At 41.7% G+C, this 14,358-nt stretch carries 12 protein-coding genes and 1 other annotated feature (1 of these 13 only partly in view); of the genes, 10 read left to right on the forward strand and 2 right to left on the reverse strand.

The genetic code is table 11. The features are described from left to right. Positions 1 to 465, forward strand: a binding site (T-box leader) (it extends 23 nt beyond the left edge of the window). A gap of 51 nt (positions 466 to 516) precedes the next feature. Continuing rightward, a complete protein-coding gene (locus ACIZ62_RS02155; protein ID WP_111888173.1) occupies positions 517 to 2,037 on the forward strand; it encodes a 2-isopropylmalate synthase in 1,521 nt (506 codons plus the stop codon). A gap of 119 nt (positions 2,038 to 2,156) precedes the next feature. Here ACIZ62_RS02155 and ACIZ62_RS02160 read toward each other — a convergent pair whose 3' ends face one another. Next, entirely contained in the window at positions 2,157 to 2,600 is a 444-nt protein-coding gene (locus ACIZ62_RS02160) for an Lrp/AsnC family transcriptional regulator (protein WP_111889741.1), read from the reverse strand. Between the two features lie 265 nt (positions 2,601 to 2,865). On the opposite strand from ACIZ62_RS02160, the gene ACIZ62_RS02165 reads away from it, so the two are divergent. From ACIZ62_RS02165 to ACIZ62_RS02205, 9 genes are all read left to right on the forward strand, one after another. After that, positions 2,866 to 4,125, forward strand: a complete 1,260-nt coding sequence (locus ACIZ62_RS02165) for a Glu/Leu/Phe/Val family dehydrogenase (RefSeq protein ID WP_111888172.1) — start codon at positions 2,866 to 2,868, stop codon at positions 4,123 to 4,125. A 251-nt stretch (positions 4,126 to 4,376) separates the two neighbouring features. Next, on the forward strand, positions 4,377 to 5,291 hold the full coding sequence (locus ACIZ62_RS02170; protein ID WP_111888171.1) for a mechanosensitive ion channel family protein: 915 nt from the start codon (positions 4,377 to 4,379) through the stop codon (positions 5,289 to 5,291). A gap of 113 nt (positions 5,292 to 5,404) precedes the next feature. Continuing rightward, on the forward strand, positions 5,405 to 6,694 hold the full coding sequence (locus tag ACIZ62_RS02175; protein WP_111888170.1) for a DUF2254 domain-containing protein: 1,290 nt from the start codon (positions 5,405 to 5,407) through the stop codon (positions 6,692 to 6,694). Positions 6,695 to 6,991: 297 nt separating this feature from the next. Then, complete coding sequence (locus ACIZ62_RS02180; protein WP_111888169.1) at positions 6,992 to 7,702, forward strand: lantibiotic protection ABC transporter ATP-binding protein; 711 nt, start codon at positions 6,992 to 6,994, stop codon at positions 7,700 to 7,702. Beyond that, positions 7,696 to 8,415, forward strand: a complete 720-nt coding sequence (locus ACIZ62_RS02185; protein ID WP_111888168.1) for a lantibiotic immunity ABC transporter MutE/EpiE family permease subunit — start codon at positions 7,696 to 7,698, stop codon at positions 8,413 to 8,415. The genes ACIZ62_RS02180 and ACIZ62_RS02185 overlap by 7 nt, the downstream gene beginning before the upstream one ends. Next, positions 8,415 to 9,161 (forward strand): lantibiotic immunity ABC transporter MutG family permease subunit, encoded by a 747-nt coding sequence (locus ACIZ62_RS02190; RefSeq protein ID WP_322519630.1) that lies wholly within the window; start codon positions 8,415 to 8,417, stop codon positions 9,159 to 9,161. The genes ACIZ62_RS02185 and ACIZ62_RS02190 overlap by 1 nt, the downstream gene beginning before the upstream one ends. 9 nt (positions 9,162 to 9,170) lie before the next feature. Continuing rightward, positions 9,171 to 9,833 carry a response regulator transcription factor gene (locus ACIZ62_RS02195; RefSeq protein WP_322519629.1) on the forward strand — a complete coding sequence of 221 codons (663 nt, stop codon included), beginning with the start codon at positions 9,171 to 9,173 and terminating at the stop codon, positions 9,831 to 9,833. Beyond that, positions 9,821 to 11,206, forward strand: coding sequence for a sensor histidine kinase (locus ACIZ62_RS02200; RefSeq protein WP_414151137.1), 1,386 nt, complete (start codon positions 9,821 to 9,823; stop codon positions 11,204 to 11,206). Before ACIZ62_RS02195 ends, ACIZ62_RS02200 begins: the two co-directional genes overlap by 13 nt. 33 nt (positions 11,207 to 11,239) lie before the next feature. After that, the gene (locus tag ACIZ62_RS02205; protein WP_162624495.1) at positions 11,240 to 11,869 is read left to right on the forward strand and encodes a DUF3786 domain-containing protein; all 630 of its coding nucleotides are present in this window, start codon (positions 11,240 to 11,242) and stop codon (positions 11,867 to 11,869) included. A gap of 104 nt (positions 11,870 to 11,973) precedes the next feature. Here ACIZ62_RS02205 and ACIZ62_RS02210 read toward each other — a convergent pair whose 3' ends face one another. After that, on the reverse strand, positions 11,974 to 14,259 hold the full coding sequence (locus ACIZ62_RS02210; protein ID WP_414151138.1) for a methyl-accepting chemotaxis protein: 2,286 nt from the start codon (positions 14,257 to 14,259) through the stop codon (positions 11,974 to 11,976). Positions 14,260 to 14,358 lie beyond the last annotated feature (99 nt).

The raw sequence follows: 14,358 nt of genomic DNA on the forward strand, positions 1-14,358 counted from the left end.
TAGTTATTGGATGATTTTCAGAGATCTGCTGGGTGGTGTGAAGCAGAAATCAGAAGACGATGAACTCACCTCTGAGTTGCTTGCTGAAATAGCGCTGATGATACGATCCTGATACCAAATTCAGTGAAAAAGTAGGTTAAGACGGAAGCCCACCGTTATAAGGGATGGATATCGGTTTTGTTAAACCCGTATTGAAGATCGTCGTATAAAATAGAGTGGTATAGCAGATTTTTCGTCTGTCTCGTTTGAGACAGGCGTTTTTTTGCGTGAAGGCAGTCGCCAATCGCAAGCTCGCTTGCAGTTGGCGACTGCCCACGAACCAAAGATGAAGCGGAGCGGAATCGTGGTTGCAAAATTTTTATACAAAGAATCTTCAGGGGCAGGATAAAGGGTATCGATAAAGTGCATACAGTCGTCTGTGTGAATAAGAGTGGTACCGCGGAAAGCTCCCTTTTCGTCTCTGATTGAGATGTCAGGGAGCTTTTTTTACCCAAAATTCATAAAAGGAGAAAGCGTATGTCACGAAAAATTTATGTCTTTGACACAACCTTAAGAGACGGTGAACAGGTACCGGGAGCCAAATTGAATCTAAGCGAAAAACTGGAGGTGGCTGAGCAGATTGCCAAAATGAAGGTCGATATGATGGAGGTGGGCTTCCCTTCGTCATCCCAGGGGGATTTTGAGGCCGTTCGGGCGATCAGTCGCAAAATTGGCCAGGACGTCAGGATTGCCGCCCTGGGTCGGGCGGTGCAAGCGGATATTGATTGCATTTATGAGAGTATTCGGGAGGCTGAGAATCCGCTGATTCATATTGTTTTAGGGTCGTCGGATGTACATGTCGCTAAGAAATTCAGAAAAACACCGGCGCAAGTCATTGAGATGGGGGTCGGCGCAGTTAAATATGCCAGCAGCCTGCTGCCCCAGGTTCAGTATTCGCTGGAAGATGCCAGCCGCTCAGAGTTTGAGTATCTCTGGCAAACCATTGAAGCGGTGGTTAAGGCGGGCGCCACCATCATTAATGTGCCGGATACGGTCGGTTTTGCCATTCCCGAAGAATTTGGCAAGCTGATCTACCGCATTAATGACCGACTGAAGAATCTTGACCCTCAGGTGATGCTCAGTGTTCACTGTCATAATGACACTGGTCTGGCCACCGCCAATACCCTGGCAGCCGTTAAAAACGGGGCGGATAAGGTGGAGTGTACCATCAATGGCATCGGTGAACGGGCTGGAAATACCGCGCTGGAAGAAGTGGTCATGGGGATTTCGCTCCACCCGGCTTATTATGGCGGACATACCACGGTGGATACCCAAAAAATTTACGAAACTTCGCGGATGGTCAGTGCCACCATGGGGCTGGATCTTCAGGTGAACAAGGCCATCACGGGAGAAAATGCTTTTGCCCATTCTTCGGGGATCCATCAGGATGGACTGCTTAAATCAAAGGATGTTTATGAAATTATGGATCCGGAAACCATCGGGGCGCCGGCAATGGAAATTGTCCTCACCGCCAGATCAGGCCGACATGCCTTTATGCATGTCACTCAGGGTCTGGGCTTTGATATCCCCGAGGAATCAGTGGCAGATTGCTATCAGCAATTCTTGACCATGGCCGATGCTAAAAAAGAAATCTATGATAATGACGTGCTGACCCTGCTAAAAAACAGTGGTGTCCCCAGCAGTGGCATTAGCCCGGAATTATGGCAGCTGGTCGATTATCAGCTACAGGTGACCAGCGGCTTACCTTCAGCAACGGTAAAGCTGGCTCGAGGTGATAAAAAAGTGGCAGTCAGCCAGAGCGGCTCCGGTGTCATTGATGCTCTTTATGGGGCCATTATGGAAGCGGTCGGTGAACCCATTGAACTCATCGATTATCGGATCAACAGCTTAAGCCGGGGTAAAGGGAGCCTGGGAAAGGTCACCACCCAAATTCGCTGCAATGAGCAGTTGTTTTCAGGTAAAGCCATCGAACAGGATGTGATGCACGCCAGTGCCTTAGCACTAATTAACGCTGTAAATAAGATGCTGCTCAAATAAGTTTTGCAGAAGGAAATGAAGAAGTCTTTTTATGATCGCTTGTGGATCGTTGCTTTGCAAGATTCACAAGGGGACATAAGAAGACAATATAAGGCGACGTAAAATGAGCCCCAAATGTATTATTCCTCCTGGGAAAACGCAATCCCCCGGTGTTCTATCGAAGTCGAAAAGACAATCAGTGTTTTGGTTCGGCCAAATTGTTGCAGCTCCCCAATGAAGCTGTCCAGTTCACTGGTGCTGGGGAAAAGAACTTCCAGCAGCATCGAATAATCCCCAGTGACACAATTGCATTCAATCACATTGATGCAGGTCTTAATGTAGGGATAAAATTCTTTTTTGCGAACGGGTTCAACCTCAAGATTAACAAAGGCCTTGATATGATAACCCATCTTGATGGGATTCACCACTGCCTGATAGCCGCAAATATAATCGTTTTTCTCCAATTGCTCAATCCGTGAAGAAACTGCCGGTGATGAGAGGTAAACCTGGGCAGCTAAATCTTTGATTGAAATCCGTCCGTTTTTTTGTAACAGATTTAAGATCTGCAGATCGATGGAATCCAGTAACTTGTTTTTCATGGTTTTAATCTCCTGAACGCGTTGAAAATAATTGAAAATATACTGTTGATGTAAAAAACGTACATTCTTTACACTAGTGTAGCATAATTAAATTAAGTAGAAAAGCGAAAAAACTTTTTAAATTAGGGATATACACTTAAAATAATTAGGTATCATCGTTTTACATTGAGTGATTGACAATGTAAATGGTTTAAGTTTATGATTGTTTTCAGTTGATGTTCACAACAAATCATAAACAGGAGACAAGTATATGAGAGAATTTTATGATCCATATTTAAACGTGGTCGATGTAATGACAGAGGCAATGAAAATTGGCGGGATGAATCAATATATGTTTGAGATCATTAAAAATCCTCAGCGGGAGACAAAGGTCTATTTACCAGTCGAAATGGATGATGGAGCGGTAAAAGTGTTTGAAGGCTATCGGGTTCAACATTCCAATATTCGGGGACCCTTTAAAGGTGGAATCCGCTTTCATCAGGACTGTAATTTAAATGAAGTAAAGGCTTTGGCGACCTGGATGTCGCTAAAATGTGCAGTGGTCAATATCCCCTATGGTGGGGCTAAAGGCGGGGTGCGGGTAGATCCCGATACCTTGTCGCTGCGGGAACTCCGTAAACTGACCAGACGCTATGCCTTTGCCATCGAACCACTAATTGGTGCTGATACCGATATTCCAGCACCGGACGTCAATACCAACGCCCAAACAATGGCCTGGATTCTGGATACCTACAGCATGCTAAAGGGCAAGCCCTGTCCCGGCGTGGTTACCGGAAAACCACTGGAGCTGGGTGGTTCAAAAGGACGAAATTCGGCTACTGGTCGAGGGGTGGCTATCAGTACCAAGCTGATTCTGGAACGGGATGGCAAGACGCTTGCGGATATTTCAGTGGCAATTTCGGGGATGGGCAATGTTGGCGGCAATGCAGCCCGGATTCTTTTTCATCGCGGTAGTAAAATTGTGGCTTTAAGCGATGTCTCCGGGGGCATCTACTGCGAAGAAGGTCTGGATGCGGATGAAGTCTCAACGTTTCTGGAGATTAAATGTAATCAGTTAAAGGATTATCAGAAAGCGGGGGTCAGCCATATTTCCCATGAGGAGGTACTAACCTGTAAATGCGATGTGCTAATCCCGGCGGCACTGGAGAATCAGATTAATGCTGAAAATGCTCCAAAACTGCAATGCTCGTATATTGTTGAGGGCGCTAACGGACCGACTAGTGTGGAAGCCGATGCGTTGCTAAAAGAACGGGGTATCGTGTTGGTACCGGATATCTTTGCCAATAGCGGTGGGGTCATTGTCTCTTATTTTGAGTGGGTACAAAATATTCAAATTCTAACCTGGAATCGGGAGCAGGTTAATAAAACCTTGGAAAAGATCATGTCGGCCGCCTTTATTGAGATCCAGGAAGAAAGTCAGCAGTCCCAATGTTCATTACGGATGGCTGCTTATATCATTGCCTTAAAACGATTGATTTATGCAGAAGAAATAAAAGGCATTTTCCCTTGATCAATCGTGTTATATGATAAAGTTTGAAGAGGTCACTCTTTTTCAACTTTATTTCAAGGTTCATGAATTAAATTATTTAGGTAGTAACATCCACCTCAACCAAAGAAAAAACAGCGGACTTTATATCAGTCGGCTGTTTTTTTGTGCTAATTTTGAAAAGTGATAATAAATACAGTGATTCCACAACGATAAATGCTATAATAAAAAATATGATAGTGCAGGTGAAACAGTCAAAAATAGAGGAGGTTTCCATGGATGAATATTTCGACATTATGATGCAAAATCCTCGCGTTTTGCAACTGGTTCTGGTGGTAGCAGGCGTGATCCTAATTTTGACGGCGAAAAACTTGATTCGGTCTCGCCTGAGCAGACACATCAACGATCAAAATAATTCCTATCGAACCAGAAAGGCCATTAACCTTGTGGGCTATTTTCTCATTCTACTGTTGATCTCAATTATTTATCGCGAGAGCCTGGGATCGTTAACAATTTTTTTGGGGATTGCCGGAGCTGGGATTGCTTTTGCACTACAGGAAGTTATTACAAGCATCGCTGGATGGATGGCGATCTTGTCCAGCGACATTTATAAATCTGGGGACCGGGTATTGATGGGCGGAATCAAAGGCGACGTGATTGATGTCGGTGTGCTGCGAACCACCATTATGGAAATAGGCGAATGGGTAGAAGGGGATTTATACAATGGCAGAATTGTTAGAATCTCCAACAGCTTTGTATTCAAGGAACCCGTATACAACTATTCCGCAGATTTTCCTTTTTTATGGGATGAGATTAAGGTTCCGATTCAATATGGAAGTAATTACACTCTGGCAAGAGAAATTCTCTATGATGTAGCTCAGGAAGTGGTAAGCGACTATTCTGATGAAGCGGAGAAGCATTGGGAGATCATGGTACAAAAATTTCTGATTGAAAACGCCTCAACCCATCCGATGGTAAATATTATTGCCAATGATAACTGGGTAGAGTTTAGCCTTCGTTATGTGGTGAACTATAAAATGCGTGTGGGTGTAAAGGATCAGCTATTCACAAAAATCCTTGAGAGGGTAGAAAGCAGTTCAGGTCAGGTTAAGTTTGCCTCAGCAACTTTTGCGTTAACAAAAATGCCTCCCATTGAAGTAAAATCGAACAATGAGATCAATAGCCCATAGGTGGTGTTAGTTTTGATGAGAATCAAAGCAATGGCAAATTTTGGCGGTTTCGTTGCCATTATTGCGCATAAATAAAAAATGCTTTTGATAAATAATGAAAGTAGGATGATTGAATGAAAAAAATAATTAATAAGATTCGAACAAGCATCTGGTTGTATCCAACGATTTATAGTTTGTTTGCGTTCGTACTCTCGATTAGTATTACAATCATCGATAAAACGTATACTGATGAATCATTGAACTATGTAAATGAGCTATTTTATACGACATCTTCTTTAGCCCAGGCAGTATTGAGTATTATTGCAGGAGCGTTTATTACAATTTCGACCTTTACTTTTTCGACAACGATGGTAGTGTTGACGATGTATTCTTCACAGTTTACACCACGCGTTGTAGAAAATTTTTTAAATAATAAGACAACAATGAAATCTTTTGGTATTTTTCTGAGTGGATTTATCTATGCGATTACTTCGTTGTTGTTTATTGACACAAATAAAGATGGTAATCTTGTAATTGCGGCCAGTGTAGGTGTTATTTATATCATAGTCGGTCTGGTATATTTCCTATTATTCATCCATAATGTTTCAACCCATATTCAAGCCAGTGATTTAATATCTAGACTTCATGAAGAAGCAATCGGAGAAATTGAAAAGTATACTAATTTTGCAAAAGAGTCAGAAATTATTTCAGAAGTCAAATTGGAAAAAATAATAGACAAAAAGAATTTTATTAAAATATTTGCTCGGTCCGATGGTTATATTCAAGAAATAAATTACCAAAGATTAAAAAAATTTGCACAGAGATATAAGTGTATTGTTTGTTTTAAAAAAGTTGTCGGGCAATTCGTTTCAACGGAAACGAGGATTTTAATAATTTATTTCGAAGGTTTTGAAGATTTTACTGAAATCGTATTAAATGAACTTCATCAATGTATTTTGATCGGAAATAAAAAAACGCAGGCTCAAGACTTTAGTTTTACAATTCAAAAGATCGTTGAAATCGCTTTAAAAGCACTTTCGCCAGGGATAAATGATCCAAATACGGCAGTTCATTGTCTTAAGATCATGGGTGTTTTGTTAAGAAATTTAGCAAATATCGAAAAAGGATATATTATCTTAAAAGAACAAAATGAATTTGGCTTTATAATCTACGAAGCTTTTGATTTTGAAGTGCTGCTGTATGATGCCTATAATCAAATTATGTTTTATGGGCAAAAGGATGTATCCATTGTGGTGGCAGGATTTAAATCGTTGCGATTTATAAAAGCCAAGGCAAGCCAGAACAATCGTGAAATAATTGATGAATATGCAAAACATGTATTTAATAAACGCGAAAATAAAGCTTTTGGCAAATTAGAATTTAGTAAAATTCAAAAAGAATTTAATGATTTGCTTAATTTCTAGAAGAACCGATTTTTTTCAGATCTTATTTCATGTGACGAATGAATTATAAAAGTTATAATATTCCTCTCACCCCAAGAAAAACAGCGGGCTAACAGTCAGCTGTTTTTTTGCGTGATTAGCTGCAGTTGGTTAAAAAAGAAAAGGTTCAAATTGTGAGTAAAGATCGAAAAGATTAATAAAATACTTAAATTGCAGAAGTTTTCTGGATCTTTATCAATTCCTTATCTTTGCTTTGTAAGATTATTAGTAAGCAAACTTAGTAATTTAACTAAATAAACAAACAAATTGGAGGAACTCATGGAAAAAATAATTTTAGAAACAAAACAATTGACGAAACAGTTTAAAAATCAAAAGGCGGTCAATGACCTGTCGATTAAGGTTAAAGAAAACTCTGTCTATGGTCTGCTGGGGCCAAATGGGGCCGGGAAGTCAACGCTGTTAAAAATGATCACCGGATTGATTAGGCCGACGGATGGGGAGATCTTGTTTGAAGAAACACCCTGGGAAAGAAAAGACTTAGCTAAAATTGGGGCCCTGATTGAAAACCCGGGCATTTATCCCAATCTGACTGCCATGGAGAATTTAAAGGTGGCGTGTACCCTCTATGAACTGCCCAGCTCAAGAGCTGAGGAAGTGCTAGCGCTGATTGGTTTAGAAGGTGCCGACAAAAAGAAAACCAGAAATTTTTCGATGGGTATGAAGCAACGCTTAGGAATCGGTTTAGCCATTATTAATACGCCGCGGCTGTTGATTCTGGATGAACCAACCAATGGCCTGGACCCGGTGGGGATCGAAGAATTGCGAGAATTAATTCGTTCCTTCCCATCCCATGGGATCACCGTCATTCTTTCTAGTCACATTCTATCGGAAGTGGCACTGGTTGCCGATGAGGTCTCAATCATCGCGAATGGGGTCGTCGGTTATCAGGGCGCCGTCCAAAAAGGTGAAGACTTGGAAAAGATATTTATGGATGTGATCCGAAAAAACAAGGGTGAATACATATGTTAGCCATCATAAAATCCGAGTTTCAAAAAAGTAAACGGTCAGCGGTGAACAAGTTTGTTATTCTGGCACCCCTTATGACGCTCCTGCTTTGCTATTTTTTAGGTGGGGGACAAAACGGCGCCTATAATTGGTGGGTGGTCATGTTTCTGCCCGGGCTCATCGCTATTTTAGCGGCGATGGTCATCGGTCGTGATAAGAATCTTGAGTATAAAGGGCTGTTTCTCTATCCAAGAGAAAAAGCCTTATTCTGGATTGGCAAAACACTTTATGTCAGTTTACTGTTTTTAGGCTCCAGCCTGATTTTTATGTTGGGCATTGCCATGATGGGATTAATTGATCAAGCGACGATCTCCTTACAGGCCAACTTATTGGCCATGAGCATATTAATTTTAACCTTTCTTTTTCAGATTCCGATTTGTATGTTTCTGGCGGATCGTTTCAATCTTTTTGTGGCAACGCTGTTTAACGTCGGCATGGTTATTTTATCGGTGGTATCATTTGGAAGTGAATCAATTATAAAGTACTCCCCCTATGGTGTTGGTGTGGCCTTGATGTGCCCGATTCTCCATATTTTGCCCAATGGCTTACCGGTTCCCGAAGGCAGTCCATTATTAGCTGACAATGGAATCTGGAGTGCGGCACTCGGTTGTATGCTCGTTTTTATCATGCTAGTGGCAGCAACGGCCTGGTCCTTTAAAGAGCGGGAGGGAAAATAATGAAGTTTAAAAATCTGCTGATTACTGATATAATAAAACTTAAATCAACCCCGGTTCTGTGGCTGCACGTGCTGGTGCCAGCGCTAGGGTTGATGGTGTTTTTGAGTTATTATGCGGTGAGTCCAATGGACGTCTTTATGAAACAAAAAACTTATATTACAGTGATCTGTGTGGCGTTTCCGATTCTTTCTGGTGTGATTACCGCCATGGTCGCCGAAGCTGAAGACCAGGCCGGGAATTACCGCAACCTGTTAAATGTCTATCCGTTTAAGTGGCCGGCTTTAATGAGTAAATACCTCGTACTAATTGTGCTTGGAGGGCTTAGTACCCTTATGGCCGTGATTGGTTTTTATCTTGGCATGTCACAAATGACCGAGACATTGACGATTGGAACGTATTTTGCATTGACCGGCATTTTATTTGGATGCAGTTTGTTTTTGTATGCGCTTCATCTATTTTTAAGTCTGCGTTTTTCAAAATCGGTTTCTGTTGGTATTGGGATCTTTGAAGCCCTCATTGTGGCCCTTTTCAGAACCGGCATGGGGGATGGCCGGTGGGCCTATTTTCCCTGCGCCTGGAGCATCCGTTTTACCTGGACGATGATGACCCAAAGTGGCAAGGGTGTCATGATCCAGGACCCGATGATGCGGCTTGGCATTGCTTTGAGTATTGTGGTGACGATTTTGGGGGTGGGACTGCTAATGGTGTGGTTTTCAAGCTGGGAAGGCCGTAAATCGGAAGAATAGGAGCGGGTGATGGCAAACATATTAGTGGTCGATGATGACCCCGGGATGTTGGATTTAATCGCCAATGTCCTGAGTAAAAATGGTCATCAGATAAAAAAAATTGAAATACCGGAAGATGTTTTAAAAGAAAAATTGGATTATTATCAGCTGATGATCCTGGATGTGATGATGCCGGGGATGAGTGGTTTTGAATTATGTCACAAAATCAGAAATCAGGTCGATTGTCCGATTCTCTTTTTAACGGCCAAAGCGGAAGAAGCGGCCATTATTTATGGTCTTGGTCTGGGGGCCGATGATTACCTGACTAAACCATTTGTCATTGCCGAACTGCGAGCCCGGGTTGACGCCCATTTAAGACGGGAATCACGCCAAAAGAGCCATGCTTTTACGGTCGGGAATTGTCATTTTTTTATGTCCCGCAAAGCCTGCTATGTCGATGATACTCCCGTTGCACTAACGAAAAGTGAGTATGAAATATCGGAGCTGCTGGCACTTCATCATGGGCAGGTGTTTTCCAAAGAACAGATTTATGAGTCGGTTTTTGGTGCTTTTGGCGAGAGTTATAATAGTGTAATTGTCGAACATGTCAAAAACATTCGCGGTAAATTTGCATTAAGCAAAGAGGAGCCCATCAAAACGGTTTGGGGAGTGGGCTACAAATGGGACGCATAAGGGGTAAAAATAAATCGTTGCGGCGGATATTTATTTACTTTCTGGGGTGCATGCTGGGATTTAGTTTACTCATTATCGGAGTCAATTATGGACTTTTAAACTATGCGCTTGATTCAAAGATTGTATATCCGGCAAATTACGCTGAATCCTTTATTCAAAAAAATAGTGCGACACTAAAAAGAGCAAGTACCATTACCCTTGACATGATTCCCGACGGGTCTGATTTTGGGGTCTATGATGTAACTGGTAATTATCAATATGGTTCATTTCCAGAGAATGGACCAGAGCATCTTGAAAAAATCGGGCAGATATGGAAGAATTATGAAAATGGCGATTCATCGTTTAGTGGATCAGAATTTATTTATGTGATCCAAAGAGAAAATGAAGTGCTCCTAATTACCTATCCAATCTCATTGCAATTTAGTGATATGCACTTGCGTCAGGCATTTCCGAAGCTGGAAGCCCTTTGGATTGGAGTCTTTGGACTTGAAATAGTTATCCTGATTTTGATTCTATCCATCAATTTTGGTAAATACTTAGGCAAAAAAATAGCGGTTTTGCAGCAGGCTTCTTGGAATATTGAAAATCAGAATCTGGATTTTGATCTGGGTGGCAGCGATGTGTGTGAAATCAATCAGGTACTGGACAGCCTGTACCATCTCCGGGATGCGTTAAAAGAGTCGTTGCTGCAGCAATGGCAGATTAAAAAAGGAAAGCAGGAACAAATTTCTGCTTTAGCCCACGATATCAAAACGCCATTAACGATTATTAAAGGAAATGTGGAGCTGTTGGGTGAAACGACCTTAGATCAGGAGCAAATGTTGTATCAGAAATATATCATTGAAAATGCGACTCAAATAGAAGGCTATATTAATAAATTAGTTGAGCTTTCAAAATCGGAGACACCGCAAGGGCTGACGCTTAAAAAGGTAGCAGTTAAAGATTTGCTTGATGAAATTCATGAACAGACTAAGGGTCTGATTATAAAAAAGAACATTAAACTCAACTGGCAGGAAATAGATATAGCTAAGGAAGTGATTCAAGCGGATCTGGAAAAGCTATATCGGGCGATCATGAATGTGATGGGAAATGCCGTTGAATTTACACCGTCCCAGGAGACCATTGCAGTAACAGTAAAGAAAAAAGACGGTGAACTTATCTTGACCATTTGTGATGGTGGAAAAGGCTTTGGAGCCCAGGCATTACGCCATGGGAAGGAGCAATTTTTCATGGGAGATACCAGTAGAACCGATCATAAGCACCACGGGATGGGACTTTATATTGCCGACAACATTGTGAAGCAGCATGGCGGTCAGCTTGTCGTTGGCAACACGGCCCAAGGTGGTTTGGTAACCATCACCCTTAAAGTTTAAGCCATGTATTAAAAATTAGAAAGAGAGATGACGATGGAACAAGATAATTACAAAAAAGTGTGCGAGTATTGGCGACTCAAGGCGCTTAAGTTTGACTACGAAGAGCGCTATGCTGCTCTGGGGCTGCCCGGGTATAATGCGGCTAATTTACCGATCACTTACTTTGGCGTTAACTACGAAATTAAACGCACCGATGCCAGCATTAGCCGCGTTGATAAACCGGAAGAAGTGCCGGATTTTTACACCCAATCAGCCATCTACCACTTATTTCATTTTTCGAAACAAGCACCGAAAAATTCCGGCAATTTTATTCCCCTTCATGAGCTCCGGGGCGCAGCGCCGTTTAGTCCGGCATTTAAAAAATCGACTCTCGCTCCTTTTGCTAAAACATTTGAAGGCAAAACCCAGCAATTGATAGATACCGCGGAAAAGCTGGGGTTTGAGCGGCTGCCTAATTCAGACGCCGGTTTTCAGGCGATGGCGTTTGTCTGTATGCCCATCCGGTTTCTATTTTGGGATGGCGATGATGAACTTCCCGCCCAGGCAACCATTCTTTTTGACGAAAAAATCACGGATTTTACCCATGAGGAAACCGTCATCGGAATCGGTTCGGATCTGGTGAATCGCTTGATCGATGCGGCGGGGTTAAAACGATTGGTATAAATAAAACCGATTGATCAGGATCATCTTGATTTTAAGATCAATGGGTATAAAAAAGCCACCACCACGTAAAGTGATGGCTTTTATTTTGGTAAGGAACAGGAAAATTATCGCAGTTGAAATTGGTCAATCATTTGTTTTAATAAAACCGATTGGCCGGATAATTCTTCACTGGCCGCCGCACTTTGTTCGGCTGTGGCCGAGTTTTGCGAAACAACATGGGCAACTTGTTCAACGCCCATATTAATTTGGGCAATGCTGGTAGCTTGTTCATTGGAAGAGCTGGCAATATTACCAATCAGGCCCGTAACTTGACCAATGCCAGCGACAATTTCATCCAGCGCTGCTGCTGTTTCATCGGTGATCTTGGTACCTTCCTGAACCTTGCCGATTGAACCTTCGATAAGTTCGGTTGTTTCTTTTGCAGCATCAGCACTGCGAGCGGCTAGGGTTCTTACTTCTTCGGCGACGACTGCAAATCCCTTGCCATGTTGTCCGGCCCGAGCGGCTTCAACTGCAGCATTTAGGGCTAAGATATTAGTCTGGAAGGCAATATCATCAATGACTTTAATGATTTTTGAAATATCATCAGAAGACTTGTTAATATCGACCATTGAACGCTGCATTTCGGTCATCTGATAATTACCTTTATCAGCATTTTTAGCGACTTCTGTAGCTAATTCATTGGCACGGTTTGCATTAACTGCATTGTGCTTAGTCTGGTCGGCGATTTCAGCGATGGATGCTGTTAATTCCTGAATTGAGCTGGCTTGTTCAGTGGAACCTTGAGCCAGCGATTGGCTGCTGTCAGAGATTTGGTTGGCACCGGCATTTACTTGCTCAGCCGCATCGTTGATATTACTCAAAAGCGTGTTTAATTTTTTGATAATCGTATTGAGAGAAATAGAAATGGCATTAAAATCGCCTTGATAGACTCTTACATCGTTAATACTAAGATTTCCATTGCCAATTTCTTCAGTAACTGCCGAAATTTCAGTCACGACTGTTCTGAATCGGCTTCCCATGGAGTTAACTGATGTTTTTAGGGCTTCAAAACGTCCTTGATAGGTGCCATTCACGGAAACGTTTAAATTTCCCTCGGACATCTCATCCATCGTAGCAGAAACTTCATTTATTGGTTTTGAAATTTCTTCAAGAATAGCATTCATACCCTTAATCAATTTTTGCCAGGAACCACCGAAGCTTGTTTCATCAGCCCGGGTATCCAGTTCACCCTGGATAGCTGCCCGGGTAAGCTGGGTTGCATCTTCGATGAGAACACTAATTGAATCTTTTACTTTGATTAAGTTGTTTTCAATAGTCATAAACTGTTCGTAGGTCTCATTGGTATAGTCATTTGGCTTCTGAATATCCAGATTGAAATCCAGATTTCCAGCCGACAATTGTTCTAAGTTCTCTTCTAAACGGAGGACTTCTTTTTTTGTATAGTGGGCAACACTTTCGCTTGGCGTTGTATCGTGAGAAACTTCCAGATAACCAATCGTTTCACCGTTTTTATCTACAATAGCCGTTGTGTCCATCCGGTAGTATCGGTCCCTGAATTCAAACGGATATTCGATTCGGCCACTTTTTTTAAATGCTGTAACACCACAATTTTCGGTTTTGCACATTTGTAGATTACAGTCCGAACAGTTAGTGCCATACATGTCTTCACGATGTTCGGCAGTTCCGGTTTTTTTCATCAAATCCCCCAGGGCTTTATTAAGAAAAGTAATCTTCGAATCATTATCAACGGTGGTAACACGATATGGCATTGCATCAAGAATAGCCATAAAGAAATCCTTTTCATTTAAGACTTCTTTTATGGTCAAATTGAGTTGTTCGATCGCACTTTTATAATCTCCGCTCAAATCTACTTCTGCTGTCGCGACTTCAGGTAGTGTTTTTAGACAAGTAAAAACGTTTTCAACGGATTTTTGGATGCTCAGTAAACTATTTCCCATTAGATCGCTCTTAGAGGTTGGCGTGATGACAACCGATAAATCGCCATTACCAAGGCGATTAGCAATGTCAATCTGTGATTTGAGATCTGCCGCAATTTCATTTAAGATGTAGCCTAATCGTTCTAACTCATCACGTGGTTGTACGGTTTCGGAGTTAACGTCAATATCACCATCAACGATTCGATTGGCAACTTTGATAAGATGCGATATTTTGTTAGAGGGGTCTTTCAAGCCAAGTACAATCACACTAACGATCACAACCAATCCGATGGTATTGATGAGGATCATGGTGTTTAGAACACTTGCAAATTGATCAATGTTCTGACTTAAAACATACATAGAAACGCTAACGGTTGCTAAAAAAATCAAAGCAACAGGTAAAACAACCGTCAACAGGATCTTTGACAATAAACTTATTTCATGCTTCATTTTTACTCCTTTTTAGTATGGATTTAAATGTGTTTAAACAACAATTCAGGTTTAATTCACCACTTTTCTTTGAAAGACTATACCACTGATCAATGCGCG

Source organism: Acetobacterium carbinolicum, from assembly GCF_047456275.1.
GTDB lineage: Bacteria > Bacillota > Clostridia > Eubacteriales > Eubacteriaceae > Acetobacterium > Acetobacterium carbinolicum.

Excerpts from the sequence above, each read along its gene's own strand:
- ACIZ62_RS02205 (WP_162624495.1), top strand. The coding sequence starts at position 11,240 with ATGGAACAAGATAATTACAAAAAAGTGTGCGAGTATTGGCGACTCAAG.
- ACIZ62_RS02200 (WP_414151137.1), top strand. The coding sequence starts at position 9,821 with ATGGGACGCATAAGGGGTAAAAATAAATCGTTGCGGCGGATATTTATT.
- ACIZ62_RS02170 (WP_111888171.1), top strand. The coding sequence starts at position 4,377 with ATGGATGAATATTTCGACATTATGATGCAAAATCCTCGCGTTTTGCAA.
- ACIZ62_RS02165 (WP_111888172.1), top strand. The coding sequence starts at position 2,866 with ATGAGAGAATTTTATGATCCATATTTAAACGTGGTCGATGTAATGACA.
- ACIZ62_RS02185 (WP_111888168.1), top strand. The coding sequence starts at position 7,696 with ATGTTAGCCATCATAAAATCCGAGTTTCAAAAAAGTAAACGGTCAGCG.
- ACIZ62_RS02175 (WP_111888170.1), top strand. The coding sequence starts at position 5,405 with ATGAAAAAAATAATTAATAAGATTCGAACAAGCATCTGGTTGTATCCA.
- ACIZ62_RS02195 (WP_322519629.1), top strand. The coding sequence starts at position 9,171 with ATGGCAAACATATTAGTGGTCGATGATGACCCCGGGATGTTGGATTTA.
- ACIZ62_RS02180 (WP_111888169.1), top strand. The coding sequence starts at position 6,992 with ATGGAAAAAATAATTTTAGAAACAAAACAATTGACGAAACAGTTTAAA.
- ACIZ62_RS02190 (WP_322519630.1), top strand. The coding sequence starts at position 8,415 with ATGAAGTTTAAAAATCTGCTGATTACTGATATAATAAAACTTAAATCA.
- ACIZ62_RS02155 (WP_111888173.1), top strand. The coding sequence starts at position 517 with ATGTCACGAAAAATTTATGTCTTTGACACAACCTTAAGAGACGGTGAA.
- ACIZ62_RS02210 (WP_414151138.1), bottom strand. The coding sequence starts at position 14,259 with ATGAAGCATGAAATAAGTTTATTGTCAAAGATCCTGTTGACGGTTGTT.